We start from the raw sequence: 18,430 nt of genomic DNA, 5'->3' as shown, positions 1-18,430 counted from the left end.
CCGTCCACTCTCGCCATAAGGAAATCTTATGTCCGAAATTCTTTTGCTTCTTGTTGAAGATGAGGTCGTGCTGCATATCGTTCTGGAGGAGGCTTTGATTGATGGTGGCTTTCAGGTGGTCGTTACCAACAGCGGTGCGCGAGCAATGGAAGAACTCAACAAGGGCGCGGAGCGTTTCAACGGTGTTCTCACGGATATTAGACATACTGGTCCGAGTGGCTGGGATGTCGCCCACAGAGCCAGGGAACTCGTGCCCGACATGCCTATTGTTTACATGACTGGCGACAGCAGTTCCGAGTGGTCTGCCAACGGCGTTCCGAACAGCTTGATGATCGTAAAGCCCTTCGCCGATGTACAAATTTTGACGGCTATTTCACAGCTCATAAATGAGAGGTTTTGATCTGGGCCGAGAGATGATGAAGTCGTCTAATCGGAGACTGGCGTCAGGATGAGTTTTTTTGAAGATCGCTGCCGGGTGCATGTTGGTGTTCGCGGTCTATATCAGGCGTCGCATGTTGGAGCTACGCGGCACGAGCATTCACTGTGGACAACGCCGTTCAGCTTATACAGTGATGCAACGCCATCAACGGAATCGCCCGTTTCACGTCCTGGCAAAAACGCTTCAAGCGTTCAGCTATTGAACGCTATCGGAAATTATGACGCAACGCCCGCAGTCTGATCGAAGAACTCTCCGGTTGTCAGCATGGAGTGCATAATGACAGCGGCCGGATCAAATTTCCGGCAGATCAGATCCCCACTTTTTGATCTGTTTCGCGATGACCTCGTAAACGCGCTTGTATTCTCGGAGCGATGAAAAGGCGCGAACAATCTTGACAGTTGGAAACGGCTTATTTTCGCGCGGCAAAGTGGGTGCAATCGATAGCACTGATCTTGTAATTCGCTTTAATGGCTGTCGCTCGGTAGGCGAGGGTGGCGTTCGAACCAATATAGTCGCGGTGTGCAATACCCGCCGTCCTGCAGCGGCAATGATCGGGCAGGCCGAGTGGCGCAGCAATCCGGTGAGAAGTGCTGCTGAGATCTCGTGCGTTAGTGACGCTTCAAAGCTGGCGCAACTCAACCCGATGCTCGCAGTGAAGGCGGCGGCCCATGTTAGCGCGCTGGTGCTGGCTAGGGCCCCTAACAGCATATTGGGTCAGTAGGATGAGCAAAAAGCAGCGTGTACTGAAAATTGTCTTGACGTATTTGGGAACGTTACCGTTTTGGTTGCTCATACTCGCTTCATTTATCGCCCCGCAATTTGAAGCGCAGCGCGCATTCCTAGCTTATGGAGCAATTATCGCCTCGTTCATGGCGGGAACGCTTTGGCGTAGCGCACTCAACGGTCGCGCCGGCGAAAGTGTTGGCGGTTACTTCATTGAGAATGAAACCGTTGATGAAGCCGACCTCTCGCAAAGCTGGGAAAGCCTGAAAGCGAAAATCGATGCGGGCCAGATCGACAACGTTGTGCCAGTCAAAAAGCGGTCTGCCACGGATCAGACATACGCGGAACCATTGAGGAGCTATATCGACGCAGCCGGCGGCCTAAGGTGGCGCCAGCTCGGGCGCGGCGCTGCCCAAATGCTGATACCGACCGGCGACGAAACAACGACAGTGCGACTGCTCAAGATTCCTGCCGGTCAGCCGGTCCCGGAGCATTCTCACCGTGGCGTGGAATTAAAGCTGGTGCTTGAAGGAAGCTTCAGCGACGAGGTTTCGACATTTTAGCGAGGTGATGTCGAGATGGGTGACGACAGCTTGATGCATCAACCAAAGGCTGATGCGGGCAAAGACTGCATTTGTCTTGCCGTTACCGAGGCGCCGCTACGATTCAAGAGCAGGTTTTTGCGGTTGATACAGCCAATCCTCGGGATCTAACGCTCAGTATTATCGATCCAAAATCGCGAACGTGCTCACAAGCTTTTTGCACGATTTTTCTTAGATTTTTGAACCGGAGCGGCTGTCATTCGTAGAATGCCCTACCGAGCCAAGAGGCAGGCATTGAGAGGAGATGATTATGAAGTTTTTCTAGTAGTTTCGGCAGTCGCGTTGGTCAGCATGATGACGGGCAGCTTGGCTGCGTATGCCGCCAACCCTAAGGTCGGTGGCGCCGCGATGTTCGAGGACAAGAACATCATCGAAAACGCCGTGAATTCGAAGGATCACACGACGCTCGTCGCTGCCGTCAAGGCTGCAGGCCTGGTGTCGACGCTTGAAGGGAAGGGGCCGTTTGCCGTGTTCGCTCCGACCAACAACGCCTTTGATGCGCTTCCCAAAGGGACCGTCGAGAGGCTTCTCAAGCCCGAAAACAAGGACAAGCTCACGAAAATTCTGACTTGCCACGTGGTCGCAGCTGATGCGATGGCCAGCACCCTCGCCGGGATGATCAAGAATGATGGCGGCGAACATGACATCAAGACCGTCGGTGGCTGTGTTTTGAAGGCCAAGGAAAACATGGGCAAGATCACGCTCACCGACGAGGCGGGATGAACTGCTACCGTGACGATCGCTGACGTCAAGCAGTCGAACGGCGTTATCCACGTCGTCGATAAAGTTCTCCTTCCCAAGATGTGACGGGAAGCGCCGCGCCGAGTTATCGGCCCGGCAATCTTTCAAATTAAGTTACGTCATCACTTTTTTCTGCATCACTTGTGTTCGAACGCCAGCCGAGCTCTGCGCATAAATCTTCACCGGCAGCAACGCCAGCGCGGAGACTTTCAAAAGGCCCTTTCAATATCGTGGTTTTTCCACGGAAAGCGACGATCACGGTCTTTGAGACTGGATCATAAAATACAGTCATTCCGTCTTCATAGTTCATTGATAACCTCTTTCCAGAAAGGGCCGGCGGAATGGCCGCCGGCCCACGCGGACCCGATATCGATCCGCGTCAGCTCCTGGGGTACGGAGCCGGTTCCATCGCTGTGGGGCTTTGCAATGGAACTGCCTTGTTACGGAATGCTCGATCCTTGGATCAAATCTGAAGGAGATTTATAGGGTCAGCAATCATTCCTTTGGTGGACCGCGGGATAGCAGCCGTTGCAAAGTCCGTCGATGCAGACGCAAAAGCCGCGCCGTCAACGACATGTTGTTCCCGGTGTCAGTAAACACGCTGTTGATGTGTTCCCAGCGGACCCGTTCTGCGGACTTTAGGCATGGCGCCTCCGTTTGGCTCAGTTGAGGGTAAACTCCAAGCACCTCTAAAATCTCATCCACATCCGCGGGTTTGCTTAAGAACTCGGTCGCACCAAGTTTCACCGCGGATACAACAGCGCCGACGTGGCCGTATCCAGTAAGCACAAGCGACTTGGTGTTGGGCGATACTTCCTTGCAAAGCTTCACGAGTTCAAGACCGCTGTCGTCGCCGATGCGCAGATCAGTTATCAGTATATCGAGGCAACCGCGATTGATTACGGCGCCCGCTCTCTCGATTGTTGTGCAGATTTCGACATTCAAACCACGCTCTTGTAGAGCCTTGCCAAGTCGATGCGCGAAAACGTGGTCGTCGTCTACCAAGAGTGCGTTCAGACTTGTCAGTTCCGTAGTTTCAACATGTGATATGGTGGAGTGCCCCCCATTTCGCCGGACAGACCAGCTATTGAGACAATGCTTTGATGAACTCCCTTGGGGAGGCCATTTTCAGCGCTGAGTGTGGATGGATTTCATTATAGTCTTCGATCCATCCGTCGATCTTCCGGAGAGCTGTATCGGCGTCCGGAATGGGTGAGATGCGTATATAGTCCCGCTTCAAGGTTTTGACGAAGGCTTCAGACATGCCGTTCGATTGTGGGCTGGCAACGGGCGTGAAGCATGGGATCAGGTTGAGGGCTTGGGCAAACAGCCTGGTCTCGCGCGCGGTGTATGCACTGCCGTTATCAGATAGATGTTCTATTGCATGGGGGGCGCTGGTTGCGCCGAAGCGCTTTTCGACGGCCTCCAACATCATGTCTCGAATGTCGGAACCTGATATCCCGGCGTTAGCGACGGCTGCCCATGAGATAATTTCCCGGTCAAACGCATCGATGATGAACGCGAGGCGGACCACCTCGCCATTCCAGCAGGTGAACTCAAGGCCATCCGAGCACCAGCGCAGGTTGGACCGCATCACCATGACCTTGCCGTCGTGGACACGGCCTATTCGCGCCGCCGTGTGTTTCTCAAGGATCATAGCGTGATTGGCCATGATGCGATGAACTCGCTTGCGATTGACGACGGGCAGATCGGCGGCTCGCCGCTGCCTGTTGAGAAGGGCAGCGATCCGCCGATAGCCATAGGTCGGCCGAGCATCCACGAGTTTACGAATGGCGGGCAGCAGCTTGTCATCGTCCGCTTTGAGGTATGATCCACGCGGCTTGCACTTGCCTTTAAGGCGCTCCGCCAGATTGGACCGCGATACGCCAAGGACGTCAGCCACGGTCTTCATCGGGAACCGTCCTTCGGCAACAAGATCGGCCGCGATATCGGTTTTTTTGAGTGGGCTTTGGAAAGAGCTTCGCGGAGAATCTCGTTCTCCAACGTCTTGCGCCCGAGGATACGCTCAAGCTCGCGCACTCGATCTTCCAGCTTCTTCACCTCGGAATTGCCGATCACTGGCTCGTCAGAATCCACGGCCATCGCACCTCCCTCGCTCAGGAGCCTGCGCCAGCGATACAGAAGATTTGGCGCAACTCCATGCCGCCGCGCCGCGGAGGAAACGGTCTCCCCGGCGGCATAGCTTTCCTCGATGATCTGCAGTTTGCGTTCGGTTGTCCAGCGTCGCCGCCGGACGTCACCGATCATCAGATCAACCTGTCGAAACTCGTTAGACATAAGCCTGATGGAGTGGACGCCTCCTTCGCCACCTTGTGGCAGTATCGAGGATGTCCAGCACCAGGAGGTTGACCCAATGACCCAGATCGTTCTCATCGGCTTGGATGTCGCCAAGCATGTTTTCCAACTGCATGCCGTAGCTGCAGACGGACATGTCGTTTTCCGCCGACAGGTCCGGCGAGCTCAACTCATCACGCTGCTGATGTCACTTCCCCACTGCCGGGTAGCGATGGAGGCTTGCGGCACCGCGCATTATTGGGGGCGGCAGTTGCAAGAGTTGGGGCATGAAGTGCTTCTGATACCTCCGGATTACGTCAAGCCGTTTGTGAAGAGGCAGAAGAACGATGCTGCTGACGCCGAGGCCATCGCGGAGGCGGCGCAGCGGCCGGACATGCGCTTCGTTCATGTGAAGAGTGAGGCATCGCAGGCCGCGAGTATTGTCTTTCGCGCACGAGATCTGGTGGTACGCCAGAAGACCCAGCTTCTGAATGCGATACGACGCCATTTGGCGGAATTTGGTTACATCTTCTCTCAGGGTGCCGCCGCTTCTGCAAAGATGCAGGAGGTCATCGAGAGTGATGATAATCTGCCGCCCGCAGCTCAAGGCATCCTGCGTTCACTATGGCAGCATCTCTCATCGTGTGAAGCTCAGCTAACAGAGTTCGACAGGGAAATCCAAAAGCGGGCGCGTGACGACCTTGATGCGCGTCGATTGACTTCTGTGCCAGGGATCGGACCTGTGACAGCGGCAGCAATCGCGGCCCTGGCTCCCGATCCGGCGACTTTCCGGAAGGGACGTGACTTCGCGGCATGGGTTGGCTTAACCCCGCTCGAGCGATCCACCGGAGGAAAGCAGCGGTTCGGACGAATATCCAAGATGGGCGAACGGACGCTCAGACGTCTGCTGATCATGGGGGCCAGTGCCGTCGTTTCTTGGGTAAGGCGTGGGAAGATCAAGCCAAGCGCTTGGCTTGCCAGCATCCTCCACAGAAAGCCACCGATGCTCGCGATCGTAGCGCTAGCGAACAAGATGGCTCGCGTCGCCTGGGCAATTCTAAAGCACGGAGGGTCTTACATGCAGCCAGCCCTGACGAATTCCCGCGCAGCAATGAAGGTCTAAGGATTGCATGGCCGAAGAGTTTGAACGGGGCTCGGAGAACCAGATTGAGGATAAGTGCTGACAGCACGTAAGCCTGAAGTGGATCGAGCTCGCGTAATCCATACTGGCTGGCGGCGGTGCTTCGTCGCAAAAGAAGCCGAACACATGTCCGCACCAAACTTCGACGCCGTCAAACAAAGATTCTTCTTGCGCACCCGGAGGCGTCCACACATATCCTCAAGCCTGTGCTTGAGCCTTCCTGCTTATGCTGAGTGTCCGGTCGAAAGTGGGGGCAGTTCATATGGGCCGATCGGGTGTTCTTTCCATTGCTTCCTCCTACGGACGCCCTTGGGGCTGCAGCCGATGGTGCTCGGTGTGTTGTTGATCACGGTTATTGGGGGCATCGCCTTCGCGATCTTGCTGAACCAGGATAATCTATGGGCAGGGCATCGTCCGCATCCTGGTGATCGCGCCGTTCTTCGTCATGCCGACGGTCGCTGCGCTTGTCTGGAAGAACATGTTCATGAACCCGGTCAACGGGCTCTTCGCGCATCTCGCCAAGGCGCTCGGATTGCAGCCCTATGACTGGCTGGCGAATGCGCCGCTGTTCTCGATCATCCTGATCGTTGCCTGGCAGTGGCTGCCCTTCGCGACGCTGATCATGCTGACGGCCTTGCAGTCGCTCGACGAAGAGCAGCAGGAAGCCGCCGAGATGGACGGCGCCGGCGTTGTCTCGAAATTCATCTATATCGTGCTGCCGCACATGGCCCGCGCCATCACCGTGGTCATCCTGATCCAGACGATCTTCCTGCTGTCGGTCTTCGCCGAAATCCTGGTCACCACCAATGGCGGTCCCGGCACGCAGAGCACCAACTTGACCTATCTTGTCTATGTGCAGGCGCTTCTGCAGTTCGATATCGGCGGTGCTTCGGCAGGCGGTATCGTCGCTGTCATCCTCGCCAATATCGTCGCGATCTTCCTTGTCCGCCTCGTCGGCAAGAATCTGGAGGCGTAAGATGGCTCGCAAAGTCACCACACAGCGCAAGGTCATCATGACCGCGATTGCCTGGACGCTCGGGATCCTGATCTTCTTCCCGATCCTCTGGACCTTTCTGACCAGCTTCAAGTCGGAAGCCGATGCGATCGCCTCGCCGCCGCAGTTCCTGTTCTTCCACTGGACGACCGAGAACTATGCGGAAGTACAGAGCCGCTCGAACTATCTGGCTCACTTCATGAACTCGGTGATCATCTCCTTCGGCTCGACGCTGATCGGCCTGATCATCGCCATCCCGGCTGCCTGGGCCATGGCGTTCTCGCCGACCAAGCGCACCAAGGATGTCCTGATGTGGATGTTGTCGACGAAGATGATGCCGCCTGTCGGCGCGCTCATCCCGATCTACCTGATGTTCCGCAATACCGGCCTGCTCGACAGCCGTCTGGGTCTGGTGATCGTGCTGACGCTGATCAACCTGCCGATCATCGTCTGGATGCTCTACACCTACTTCAAGGAAATCCCTGGCGAAATTCTCGAGGCCGCCCGCATGGACGGCGCCTCGCTCGCCAAGGAAATCATCTATGTGCTGACGCCGATGGCGGTGCCGGGCATCGCTTCGACGCTGCTGCTCAACATCATCCTTGCCTGGAACGAAGCCTTCTGGACCCTCAACCTCTCCGCCTCCAAGGCGGCGCCGCTGACGGCCTTCATCGCTTCCTATTCCAGCCCCGAAGGCCTGTTCTATGCAAAGCTTTCGGCAGCCTCGACAATGGCGATTGCCCCGATCCTGATCCTCGGCTGGTTCTCGCAGAAGCAACTCGTCCGCGGCCTGACGTTCGGCGCGGTGAAATAAGACGACAGGGAGAGAAACATGGGCAGCATTACCCTTCAGAAAGTCTCGAAGGTCTTCGGCGAAGCCAAGGTCATCCCTTCGATCGATCTCGATATCCAGGACGGCGAATTCGTCGTCTTCGTCGGCCCGTCGGGCTGCGGCAAGTCCACGCTGCTCCGGCTGATCGCCGGGCTTGAGGATGTCTCCGCCGGTAAGATCGTCATCGACGGCAAGGATGCCACCGAAAAGGCGCCGTCCGAGCGTGGCCTGGCGATGGTGTTCCAGTCCTATGCGCTCTATCCGCATATGAGCGTGCGCAACAACATCGCCTTCCCGCTGAAGATGGCGGGTATGGACAAGGCCGAGATCGACAAGAAGGTCTCGGATGCCGCGCGGGTGCTCAACCTCACCGACTATCTGGAGCGCAAGCCGCGCCAGCTTTCGGGTGGCCAGCGCCAGCGCGTCGCCATCGGCCGCGCGATCGTCCGCCAGCCGTCGGCCTTCCTGTTCGACGAACCGCTGTCGAACCTCGATGCCGCGCTGCGCGTCAATATGCGCATCGAGATCAGCGAGCTGCACCAGCAGCTTAAGACCACGATGATCTACGTCACCCACGACCAGGTGGAAGCCATGACCATGGCCGACAAGATCGTGGTGCTGAATAAGGGCAATATCGAGCAGGTCGGCTCGCCGCTGGAGCTCTACAAGAACCCGCGCAATCTCTTCGTCGCCGGCTTCATCGGCTCGCCGAAGATGAATTTCGTCAAGGGCCAGACGGCAGCACAGCTCGGCGCGCACACGATCGGCATTCGTCCGGAGCATGTGATGCTGTCGAACGAGAGCGGTGAGTGGAAGGGCAGGGTCACGGTCGCCGAGCATCTTGGCTCCGATACGTTCCTGCATATCGACGTCGATGGCATTGGCCCGGTGACGGCACGTGGCGGTGGCGAGTTCGCGGCCAAGGCGGGCGACACCGTCTACCTGACGCCGGACAAGACGCTCATTCACAAATTTAACGAGGAAGGACTTAAGCAATGAACGGACGCCTTGAAGGGAAATCCGCATTGATAACTGGATCCGCGAGAGGTATTGGCCGCGCCTTCGCCGAAGCCTACGCGCGTGAAGGAGCCACAGTTGCAATCGCGGATATCGACATCAAAAAAGCAACCGAAACAGCACGTGATATTGGTCAGCGGGCGTATCCGGTTAAGATGGATGTGACAGATCAATCCTCGATCGAAGCGGCCATCCACGCCGTTGACGACAATACTGGCGGAATCGATATCCTAATCAATAACGCAGCAATTTTCGATCTTGCTCCGATCGTCGATATAACACGTCCAAGCTTCGAGAAATTGTTTGCGATTAACGTGGGCGGGTCGCTGTTTACAATGCAATCGGCGGCGAGATCTATGATTGTGCGAGGACGTGGGGGAAAGATCATCAATATGGCTAGCCAAGCGGGGAGGAGGGGTGAGGCGTTGGTCGCCGTTTACTGTGCGACCAAGGCCGCAATCATTAGTTTCACACAATCGGCAGGGCTGGACCTCATAAAATTTGGTATCAACGTCAATGCGATTGCACCAGGCGTCGTCGATGGAGAGCATTGGGACGGCGTAGATGCTCTGTTTGCCAAGTACGAGAATCGACCTTTAGGAGAAAAGAAAAAGATGGTTGGCGCGGCAGTGTCATTCGGCCGCATGGGCACCGCACAAGATTTGGTAGGAATGGCCGTGTTCTTGGCAAGTCAGGAAGCCGATTATATTGTTGGCCAAACTTATAATGTGGATGGTGGGAACTGGACCACTTGATGAAGCTCGTTGGCGTTCAGATCGCGGCCCTCCAAACACGTTGATCGCCTAGCCGAACCTGTTAGTCCAATGGGGAGCGCTCCAGGATACCATGATTCCAAGAGGGTCTTCATAATGCGACGAGTTCCATAAACTGGATTATGCGATTCAATTCCTGATTGAAGTATTGGCCGCTTATTTCTTGGCGGTACGGGCGCTCCGCTTTCTCTTAAGCCGTTATTTAATCACACTTTATTTACTATTTTCGCACCAACCTTCTGCGCATCCTACACACGCAGGAGCTGCTTTTTTCTTTTCGCCCGGACATTCTCGGTATATAAAGCTGTCACCAAGCAGCGCCGACTTCGCTCTGACGGACGAGGAGTCGTCTGTGGCAGTTTCCCCATTGCTTCGATGAGGACGAGAAGGGACTCCACGGCACCGATCGGAAGGGCATCACAAGGCGGAGGGCCCGCTGTGCATATGGGAAAACTGAACACATTTGAGCGTCTGAACCATTGGAAAAGAACGGGAAGATATTTGTCGCTCCGCCCAAGGACGGCAGCGACTTCAAAGAACTGTTTAAGCAGTTAGCTGCTGTGGGTGCGGGCCGTCCGGTCGGCATTGACGGCTTTCCACAGGGGCCATGGACTCCGGAGCTCCTGGCAGAGGCGATTACGCAGATCGACTCCAATCGGGCCGGAGTCGATTTACGCACGGTCCAACTATGGTTTCAAGAGAACGACAAGGGGATCAGCCCTTCCAATATCAACTGGTTGGCTCGGATCTTCGGCTGCGATGATAGGGAAGCGACGAGCGAATGGCTCCTGGAGCTTAGCGCGGCTCAAGCTCGTCTCACTGCCAAGAGACGAGGTTTAAAGAAAGCGACTTCTGCTGCAGATCCCGGCCCGGTGACCGGGCAAATTCAGATGCAGCCTGCGGACGCCGAGGGACAAGACGACGAGCGCGTTCCGCAAAAAAAAGGCCTCAGCTTGGCCCAACGAACGGAGGCGCTTTTTGGTAGCGGATCTCCCTTGAACCTCCCCGCGTCCACATTCGCTGGCGCCTCTGCCCTCGGATTTTTGTCGTACATCGTGGGGATACACAGCGTTACATATAGTCGGCCAGATGGGGTCGTAAAGCAGGTCGGCTTCCTGTGGGCTCCGAACTGGACGTTCCTGTTCATGATACTTTTACCGCTATTTTTTTCGTTTGTGACAGAGCTGCTACTCCTTTGGAAACAGGACGCGCGCTACAGGCTGTTGGCGCAAACAAACAGGTTTGAACGCAAGGTCTCCTGGGCGCGCAACGTCCAGGCTTATTCTTACTCGTACGCGGCGGTTTTCGTGATTTGCGTGATATTCGCCGGTGTTTTTCAATGGATTGGCGTGTGCTTGATCCCACTGTTGCAAGGTGGTGGCGACTACGCCACGAGTTGGGGCACGGTGGCAAACGTACAACCTGATCTCATATCAGTGCCGGTGGAGATCGTTTTCACTGGGCTCGCGTACCTGTACATGTGCCTCTGCTTCTATCTGTTCTTCGCGGGTCTTATTTTGCTCCACACGATCATCCACGATTTCTGGAGAATAGAAGAAGGATTGATGCCGCTGCTTGGAGGGGAGCATCATCCAGACTGCGTAGTCCGCATCAGAGTCATGCGGGGAATTTTCCGGTGCACCATCGTTGGTATCCTCGTTGCCATATGTATGAAAGTTCAAAGCTCATACCTGAGCTCGGACGGAGCGGATATTGTAACCTGGATAGTCCACGATTTGTTTTCGGTCGTATATCGTGACCATCACGCCGCCAACACCTTCGGCTACAGAATGCCGACGCACTACAGCAGTCTCCTTGTCGCCATTTCGGCGTGTGTCGTCTTTCTTTACGGCTCCATCCGCCTGAACGTCGGAGCGCGGTTCCGTGAGGCTTTGTGGAAGATGTCGGCGGTCGTTGGCCTGCTCTTCGCCACTTATTTGTTGATCGATGCCTTTGACGGCTTTTCAATCATTCTCATCGCGGGAGTGCTGGTTGCGACATACGGCCTCTTTGATCCAGAGTTCGGGCTGCCGCGATCGCGCAAATCGGAGAGCAATCAGGGTGTATCATAGGTGGCTGGATCGTTGGGACGAACGTCGAGCCCAACGCGGTGAAGAAGTTAAGGAAGCGACGGATTTCATCCTCGACTCCGGCCGCGCCTTCCCCGGTGCGGAGGAGGCAGACTCTCTCGAGGAGTTTTGTGTCCTTGCGGACCACGCTGTGTCCGATCCAAGCTTTTACGATGAGCCGGGACGGAGCGTGCAAGGGTTTGAAAGGCACGACGGGTGGCTCACGTTCCCTTCGGAGATCGCCACCGACGTGGACGAGAACAACACCGTTTGGGCAAAACTCACCGAAAGTGGCTCGCGCGATCAGGTTCTGGTCATTTTCCATCATTGGAATGCCCGCGCCCGACAACGCCAGATCGCCGGATTCTTCTCGAAACGTGGGATCACGGTCGTGGAGATTGCTATGCCCTATCATTTCGAACGCAGCCGACCCGGCGCGCTGTACGCCGATTATATGCTCAGCTCAAATCTCGGCCGCACGATCCAATCTGTAAGGCAGGCTGTATGGGATGGGCGGAAACTCATCCGGTGGCTGAAGAGCGAAGGCTACGGAGAGATCTCGGTTCTTGGCATGAGTCTGGGTTCGTGGGTGGCGGGTCTGATCGCAGCGCATGAACCGGCCGTATCGAAAGCTTCGCTGTTTTTGACGGCTGGAAGTCTTGCAGACATGGTTTGGACTGGACGCGCGACGCGCTCGATCCGCGAGAGCTTAGAACCGGCCATTGGACTCACGGATCTGCGGAGGGCATGGGGTCCGCTGAATTTGGAGAATTTCGCGCACAAATTGGCACGGCCCGAACTCGCGCTTCACGTGGTCTTCGCAACAAGAGACAAAGTAGTGTTGCCCGCGCTAACCAAAAGCTTCATCCGAAAACTGCAACAAGCAGGAGCGAAGCCGAGCGTTCTGAAGCTGAACTGCGGTCACTATTCGCTCGCGACGCCCCCGTACATTTTCTTGGCAGGTTGGAGCCTGAAGCGTTTTTTGTCGCGCGCCGCTACATCATAGATTGAGACGTCGAGACGCCCACGTACATGAGCCGGTTGGTTTTAGCGACCCGTCTTTGCATGTACTTTGGACAATCCCCTTACCCGGAGAATTTCCTGCCAAGCCCGGAAGCCAAGAATTTCATCTGGGGCCAGACTCGAGGCCCAAAAAAAGGAAATCTTCCCCGAGCCGTCTCTGTAAAAATTCGAAAATATTAACAAGGACTTGCTGGCGCCATTTCGTTTCGTTTCGGTTGGTTTCGCATCATATCGTGCAATCTGCGGTAATCGTCGTTTTTATCAATTATCAAAAACTGGAAGGCGTCTCGCAACTCAGTCGCGGTTCGGACTAACCCAATGTTACACGGCCACCGACTGCGGATTGCAGCGTTTGAAGGAAGCGAAGCCGGTATGAGAGCAGCTATGGAGACGGTCGTACTCGACGATCGCGGCATTCAAAGACGAGAGGGTTCAGTTGGCTTAGTCATTTTTGAGCGTGATGACTTGCTGCTACGGCACAGGCCGGAGTTTGGAGACCAGACGCTGGGAGATATCGACACAAGATTCCTGGCAATGCTTCAGGAGTTGCGCGACATCAACATCCGCTTCGGGTTCATTTCGTACCATACGGCTTCCCCATTCGATCGTAGCGCACGCATTGATAGTGCAACGCTTACGCGGTTGCTCGACGATCTTCTGAAGGTCTCGGGCGCCGTACCCGACTTCTGGATGGAGGCGATCCATTCACCGAGCCAGGGTCAAACCCGGCACTGGCCCTCGACCTCTGACCTCGATGTGATATTGAAACTGACTGAATGGTATGAAGTCGATCCGACGATGACGGTCGTGGTGCGCAAAGGAAATTTCTCTCGTTTCAGCAAAAAGACGCCTGTTTTCACGGAAATTCTTTATCCAGGATCAAGTGCCGCTGGCTCCTCCGACATCGATACGCAGGCCACAATGGTCTGGCTTAAAACGACGATCAAGCACGCTTTGAAACTGCCGTAAGTCTCATTTCGGCATCAGGGCCAGTTCTACAAAAGCGGCCTTGCTCACGCAGGCCATTCAGCTACCGGCTTCGATCCCGATCCTTATACTGTGGTGGGCGAAGTTTGATCGATTTTGACTGATCGCGGTCACGCCGTTGATTACCTTGGCGTTCCGTGCGATTTTTCTCAGAGCTATCGTGGTCGGCATTTGAGCGTGCTATGCGGGATTGATCGACGGTACGGTTGCTCGAAGTCTTGTTATCGAGTCCCTGCTCCGCTACGTGGTCGCGACCAGTCGCAGACTTCGTTTCCAAGCTATCCGAAGAGCGTTTCGCCTTACCGACCTCTGCGCGATCTCGATTCTTGGTTACACGAGAGTCGAGTTGCAGCCCGACGACCTTGCCGATGACATTGGTCGCTTGCTCGAAGAGCAGCCGATCGGCGGGATTGGCAATCTTTGCCGCAACGCTGAGGGCAGTGGTCGCCAGCATCTCCTTCGCCGCTTTCGACTGAGCAGCACTGATGGGTGTGGATCGCAGCATGTGTTCTTCTCCTTTCATTCTGGTAGGATCATGTCCGTCGCGCACGGCTACTTCCAACCGACGGTATTCGCGCTGCAGGCCGAGCGACAGATCGTGGCTCAGTTCCCGCGCCGTGCTCGGTGCACTTCGGTCCTTAGCAATGCCTTCCAGCATTTGGATGGCGCGCCCAACTGAGTGTCGGGTCTGATCAAACCGCTTCCTCGCGTCTTCCAGCTTCGGCGCGGTGGGCGTGTCGCGAAGCTTGGAGATCACCTTGTCGACAACATTCGTGGGTGCTGTCGCGCCCATGCGGTGAAACATCTCCCATTCCCATCGTTTGATGGGCGGTGGACCAGCACGCTCGACACGCTTTTGACGATCAATCGCTATTCCGCGCTCCCGCGCCTTTTCGGCGAAGCGGGTGCGCCACTCGGTGAAGTCGCGGATATTGGGGTTGAGCATCTTGCCGCTGGCATTGCGTAGCGCGACGATCACATGCAGATGCGGATGCTTCTCAAGGTCGTTGCGATTGTGGACAGCATAGGCATATCGGTGGCCGGAGAACTGCTCTTTTAGAAAGTCACGACCAGCCAGGACAAATCGGTCACGGTCGACATTGGCTGGGCCCGACAACAACAGATGCATGAAATCGCGCGGCTGACGGGTCTGCATCAGCGCGGCGACTATCTTACTCTCGACCGTAAGCTGCTTATGATCGCTTGTCGTCATCTCGCGCCGGTCCGTGGCTTGATAATAGCGGCCGCTCCTGCCCGGGCGCTCCTCGATGTGGGCCTTCGTCGAAAGCGTGACCTCCGCGCCTTGCCGCTGCATCGCATGGAGCGTCGCGGCCAGCCCCTTCGGACCGCTCGAAAACTCCACCGGATAGCGCGAGACTGGCGCCACTCCTTCCATCCGCAATGCTCTGTCCACACGCGCATCGATCGCGTGCACGTCATCCATTTCGGCGGCTATGCGATTCTGGCTGCCCCGATCGGATCGGTCCCTTTTCTCGTGCGCGATCACCAGCGCCAGGTTCAGACGGGTTTGTCCCTTTACGCCCTCGCTAACGCTGAACGCGTAGGTCCGATCGGAATCACCAACATCGCGGAACCCGTCGGACGCAAGCGAACTCAATGCGCGGGCAACGTGTTCCCGGTCGGTACTCTCCAGCTCATAGGTCAACCGTAAAACGTCCTTGCTTCCTTTCCTGTTTCCGAACTCCCGCTCCCAGGATCGGACTTCTTCGCTAAGATCGGTGACCTCACGGCCATCCTGATCATGTGCCTTTTCCTCCTTGCTTTGATAGGCAAGCACGTTGCGAGCCGAGGCCGCACCTGCTCCATACGACAACACCTTGACGACGACGGCGTTATTGCCACTCGCCCGACTTAAGGCTGTCGCCGCGCCGGCGTTCCGCCCAACCGAGGGGACCCCCACCTTTGCCCTCACCGGCGCCTTTTTGGTTCCACCGCCACCGCCGCCGCGGCGTCGAAGCTCATCCTCGATGAGGTCGAAATAGCTCGGTAGTCTGCGGCCTTCAGGCTTAGACCCCGAGCGACTTCTGGAGAGGTCGTTCATCGTGTTTCCTGATCAGGTCGGCGATAAAAGTGGATGGTCTCACAAAGGCTGCATCGCGGATCGAATCCACGGCGGCCATCACCTCGCCCAGCTTGGTCATGATGGCGGCGGCGAGGATGGCTTGGTCGCGCTCTTCCGACAGAAACTCCTCGTTCCGGAAGGCGAGCTCGCGGAGGAACTGGTGCATGTTTGCCAGCTGCCGTTCGTGCTCTTCGAGGATCGCAGGTATATGCATAATCTCCCTGGTGACGATGAGCTTTGCGACAAGATTGACGGAAATATCGAGCCGGCCGGCAAGCAGCTCCACGTTGCTCAGGACATGGGCCGGTAGACGGAACATGACGGCCGGTTCGCGCATCTGCCTACAGCCCCCTCGCCTTCAGCGCTTCGAGGATCAGTCTGTGGGTCGCCGATGAGAGCTGCTCATGCCGTTCCAGCGATACGCGGAAAATCTTCGTCAGCACGTCATCGTCGAGGTAGAGGGAAATACGCTTCCTCTTCACGGATCCCGTAATTTCGTCGGCTTCTATCGCCTGCTCTTCCGGAATTTCTCTTCTGGCTGGAGGACGGCCGAGCTTTGACCTTGGCTCCGTATTGACGCTCGGCTCCTGCGCCTGGGGAGGATCCTCCGGCATCAGCTTGTCGAGATCGAGGCTTGTCGGCATGTAGGAGGTCGCATCCTCCTCCACGTCCCTCGCCTGATCCTCTCTCGATCGGGCAAGGGCGAGAATATTGCCAGCCGGCGTTCTTTCCCTCGACATCGCGCTCAGGCAGCCTCCGCCTGCAGAAGGCCGATGAACTCGTTATTGATCTTTTTTACGAGATCTATCGCGTCAAGCACGCTTTCTGAGGCGCGCCGCTTGGCCGACGGCGTCAGCGTCGGATTGTTCTCGATGCTGGCGAGCTTGGAATAGAGCGACCCGAAGCCGGCGCCGACATCGCTGAAATGATTGCTCTTCCGAATGACCGTGTCGACCATCGGAATTCGGCCGCTTGTCAGGATGGCATGGACTTCCGGAAGGGAGCGATTGTGCTTGAGGGCGATCATGTCCACGTAGTTCCAGATCGCCGCATATGGAATTGGACCCTGCACCCGCTTCCTGGAAATCTCCTTGAGGATCGTCGCCACCTTGATGGCTGAAGTCGCGGCCGTCGGTTCGGGTATGACAGGAATGAGGACTGCATCGCATTCGTGATAGACCTCGATTGCCCGCTGGTGAACGTATCCGCCGACATCGTAGATTCGAATATCCGCCGCAGGTGCCTCCGCGAGGCGATCTGCAAACCGGTCATCCGGCGCGACCCGCAGATGCAGCAGCGTGCCGTCGGTGGGGAGCAATCCCCGTTTTATGGAGACATTGTACCACCGCGTCGACGATTCCTGCTCGTCGCAATCGATGAGCAGTGTCCTGTGGCCCTGCTGGGCGAACTCGGCTGCAAGATTGACGTTCAAGGTTGATTTGCCGGCGCCACCCTTGAAGGTCGAGATCGCGAGCGAAAGTGGTTTTCCTGTCATGGAGCCCTCAGCCTCGAAGATTCGCTTGGCTCTGCGCCTGCTGGCGGGCCGCGACCAGATCATCGTTGAGCCTGTTGGCTTCGCGCTCCCGGGCTGCATCTGCCTTGGGATCGCTCCCCGGCCAGAACTTCAGGATCGGCAGGAAAAGGAGCACGAAGAAGGTGATTGTCGCGCCTTTGAACCAGTGGGACTGCTCGTAAAGGTCCGCCGCCCATTGCCAGAGCGCCCGCGTCCATTCCGTCGGTAGCAAGAGGTAAGATAGCGTCAGCGCAAGGCCGTAGGCCAGGAAGGCGGCGATCACCACACAGGCAGCCGTGACGACCAGAAGGTTGGCGACTAAGACCAGAAACCACATTGCCCTGAAGGGAAAAGTCACGACCCTGATGGCCTTTCGATGTGCTGACATCTACCTTCTCCGTGCGCACATTTGAGTGTCAGACCAAACATATCGCAATCCTCGCGGTATTTCCAGACTTGCACTGCAGTATAATTTTGTGCATGCTTCGCGACAGCCAATTGATGACGGATTCACGCATGAACCCCGGCGCGCGGCGGCTTACTCGCCTCCTTTTTTGCACCATTGCATGCACGCAGGACGCCCTGGCGATTGCCGCGGAGGACGATGCTGCTTCGAGAGTCGTCAACTCCTATCAGAAGGCTTACGCAGAGGGGCGCGATCTGATCCCTCCTCCCGAAACAATCCTCGATACCTCATCGATAGTCGAGCGGCTCGACCTGCAAACGATCATGCCTGAGGGCGCCCTGAGCGGGAGCGCGTTTCTTGCCTCCGATGGGACCATCGTCAAACTGGCGGGTGTCCAAGGCTGTCTCTCGGTCGAAGAGGTGGAATTCGCTGGCCTGCGGACGACATGCGCGATGGTTTCACTCGCCGGTTTGACCGCCACGCTCGGCGAAGCCAAGGCGGTCGCTGGCAACGCATTTCCGTGCCATTTCCTCGGGCAAAACACAGGCACGCCGACTGTGCGCTTTGCCGAGTGCTTTTTCGTGAAGGACGGCGACGCACAATCGCTTTCGGAGGTGCTTATCGCCAAGGGATTGGCGTTTGCTGCCCGTGACCGTGCCGGCCGCGCGATATTCCCGGAATATGCGCAGGCAGAGGAAAACGCGAAGAGAACAAAGACTGGAATCTGGGCGAACGCCCACTTCACGCATCCCTACGGTGAGCGCTATCGCGCCAATCCTTCCATGAACTGAT

The 18,430-nt window shown here is 56.6% G+C and carries 18 protein-coding genes and 2 pseudogenes; 12 read left to right on the top strand and 8 right to left on the bottom strand.

Annotated elements, in window-relative coordinates; translation table 11 throughout:
• The first annotated feature begins 28 nt into the window (after positions 1-28).
• From ACQZ6J_RS28605 to ACQZ6J_RS28595, 3 genes and pseudogenes are all read left to right on the top strand, one after another.
• On the top strand, positions 29-400 hold the full coding sequence (locus ACQZ6J_RS28605; protein ID WP_047637028.1) for a response regulator: 372 nt from the start codon (positions 29-31) through the stop codon (positions 398-400).
• A gap of 761 nt (positions 401-1,161) precedes the next feature.
• Positions 1,162-1,725 (top strand): cupin domain-containing protein, encoded by a 564-nt coding sequence (locus ACQZ6J_RS28600; protein ID WP_343287084.1) that lies wholly within the window; start codon positions 1,162-1,164, stop codon positions 1,723-1,725.
• Positions 1,726-2,055: 330 nt separating this feature from the next.
• Positions 2,056-2,571 (top strand): annotated as a pseudogene (locus ACQZ6J_RS28595) (fasciclin domain-containing protein).
• Positions 2,572-2,614: 43 nt separating this feature from the next.
• Here ACQZ6J_RS28595 and ACQZ6J_RS28590 read toward each other — a convergent pair.
• From ACQZ6J_RS28590 to ACQZ6J_RS28580, 3 genes are all read right to left on the bottom strand, one after another.
• Positions 2,615-2,815 (bottom strand): hypothetical protein, encoded by a 201-nt coding sequence (locus ACQZ6J_RS28590; RefSeq protein ID WP_077472830.1) that lies wholly within the window; start codon positions 2,813-2,815, stop codon positions 2,615-2,617.
• A 185-nt stretch (positions 2,816-3,000) separates the two neighbouring features.
• Entirely contained in the window at positions 3,001-3,510 is a 510-nt protein-coding gene (locus tag ACQZ6J_RS28585; protein WP_158008789.1) for a response regulator transcription factor, read from the bottom strand.
• 79 nt (positions 3,511-3,589) lie between these two features.
• Positions 3,590-4,803 (bottom strand): IS3 family transposase gene (locus ACQZ6J_RS28580; RefSeq protein WP_449086500.1). Its coding sequence is split into 2 segments (ribosomal slippage): positions 3,590-4,467 and positions 4,467-4,803, totalling 1,215 coding nucleotides; the frame shifts between segments, so codons are not numbered across the junction.
• 76 nt (positions 4,804-4,879) lie between these two features.
• Between ACQZ6J_RS28580 and ACQZ6J_RS28575 the strand changes: the two genes are divergently transcribed.
• From ACQZ6J_RS28575 to ACQZ6J_RS28540, 8 genes and pseudogenes are all read left to right on the top strand, one after another.
• Complete coding sequence (locus ACQZ6J_RS28575) at positions 4,880-5,923, top strand: IS110 family RNA-guided transposase (protein ID WP_068391593.1); 1,044 nt, start codon at positions 4,880-4,882, stop codon at positions 5,921-5,923.
• 345 nt (positions 5,924-6,268) lie between these two features.
• Positions 6,269-6,917 (top strand): annotated as a pseudogene (locus ACQZ6J_RS28570) (carbohydrate ABC transporter permease); the annotation flags it as partial.
• Between the two features lies 1 nt (position 6,918).
• Positions 6,919-7,749, top strand: a complete 831-nt coding sequence (locus ACQZ6J_RS28565) for a carbohydrate ABC transporter permease (protein WP_047636001.1) — start codon at positions 6,919-6,921, stop codon at positions 7,747-7,749.
• Between the two features lie 18 nt (positions 7,750-7,767).
• Positions 7,768-8,766, top strand: a complete 999-nt coding sequence (locus ACQZ6J_RS28560) for an ABC transporter ATP-binding protein (protein ID WP_047636002.1) — start codon at positions 7,768-7,770, stop codon at positions 8,764-8,766.
• Positions 8,763-9,539, top strand: a complete 777-nt coding sequence (locus ACQZ6J_RS28555; RefSeq protein WP_047636003.1) for an L-iditol 2-dehydrogenase — start codon at positions 8,763-8,765, stop codon at positions 9,537-9,539. Before ACQZ6J_RS28560 ends, ACQZ6J_RS28555 begins: the two co-directional genes overlap by 4 nt.
• Positions 9,540-10,036: 497 nt before the next feature.
• Entirely contained in the window at positions 10,037-11,629 is a 1,593-nt protein-coding gene (locus ACQZ6J_RS28550) for an RcgA family putative transporter (RefSeq protein WP_047636004.1), read from the top strand.
• On the top strand, positions 11,619-12,632 hold the full coding sequence (locus ACQZ6J_RS28545) for an alpha/beta fold hydrolase (RefSeq protein WP_047636005.1): 1,014 nt from the start codon (positions 11,619-11,621) through the stop codon (positions 12,630-12,632). The genes ACQZ6J_RS28550 and ACQZ6J_RS28545 overlap by 11 nt, the downstream gene beginning before the upstream one ends.
• A 401-nt stretch (positions 12,633-13,033) precedes the next feature.
• Positions 13,034-13,618 carry a hypothetical protein gene (locus ACQZ6J_RS28540; RefSeq protein ID WP_047636006.1) on the top strand — a complete coding sequence of 195 codons (585 nt, stop codon included), beginning with the start codon at positions 13,034-13,036 and terminating at the stop codon, positions 13,616-13,618.
• Positions 13,619-13,679: 61 nt separating this feature from the next.
• Here ACQZ6J_RS28540 and ACQZ6J_RS28535 read toward each other — a convergent pair whose 3' ends face one another.
• The 5 genes from ACQZ6J_RS28535 to ACQZ6J_RS28515 are packed head-to-tail and all read right to left on the bottom strand — an operon-like array spanning position 13,680 to position 17,620.
• A complete protein-coding gene (locus tag ACQZ6J_RS28535; protein ID WP_047636007.1) occupies positions 13,680-15,698 on the bottom strand; it encodes a relaxase/mobilization nuclease domain-containing protein in 2,019 nt (672 codons plus the stop codon).
• Entirely contained in the window at positions 15,664-16,056 is a 393-nt protein-coding gene (locus ACQZ6J_RS28530; protein WP_047636008.1) for a hypothetical protein, read from the bottom strand. The genes ACQZ6J_RS28535 and ACQZ6J_RS28530 overlap by 35 nt, the downstream gene beginning before the upstream one ends.
• A gap of 4 nt (positions 16,057-16,060) precedes the next feature.
• On the bottom strand, positions 16,061-16,459 hold the full coding sequence (locus tag ACQZ6J_RS28525) for a hypothetical protein (protein WP_047636009.1): 399 nt from the start codon (positions 16,457-16,459) through the stop codon (positions 16,061-16,063).
• A gap of 5 nt (positions 16,460-16,464) precedes the next feature.
• A complete protein-coding gene (locus ACQZ6J_RS28520; protein ID WP_047636010.1) occupies positions 16,465-17,214 on the bottom strand; it encodes a ParA family protein in 750 nt (249 codons plus the stop codon).
• Between the two features lie 7 nt (positions 17,215-17,221).
• Positions 17,222-17,620 (bottom strand): hypothetical protein, encoded by a 399-nt coding sequence (locus tag ACQZ6J_RS28515; RefSeq protein ID WP_047636011.1) that lies wholly within the window; start codon positions 17,618-17,620, stop codon positions 17,222-17,224.
• A 92-nt stretch (positions 17,621-17,712) separates the two neighbouring features.
• Here ACQZ6J_RS28515 and ACQZ6J_RS28510 point away from each other — a divergent pair, with 92 nt between their 5' ends.
• Positions 17,713-18,429, top strand: coding sequence for a thermonuclease family protein (locus ACQZ6J_RS28510; protein ID WP_449086499.1), 717 nt, complete (start codon positions 17,713-17,715; stop codon positions 18,427-18,429).
• Position 18,430 lies beyond the last annotated feature (1 nt).

Source organism: Rhizobium sp. A37_96 (genome assembly GCF_053521765.1).
This window is presented reverse-complemented; position numbering and strand designations above follow the sequence as displayed.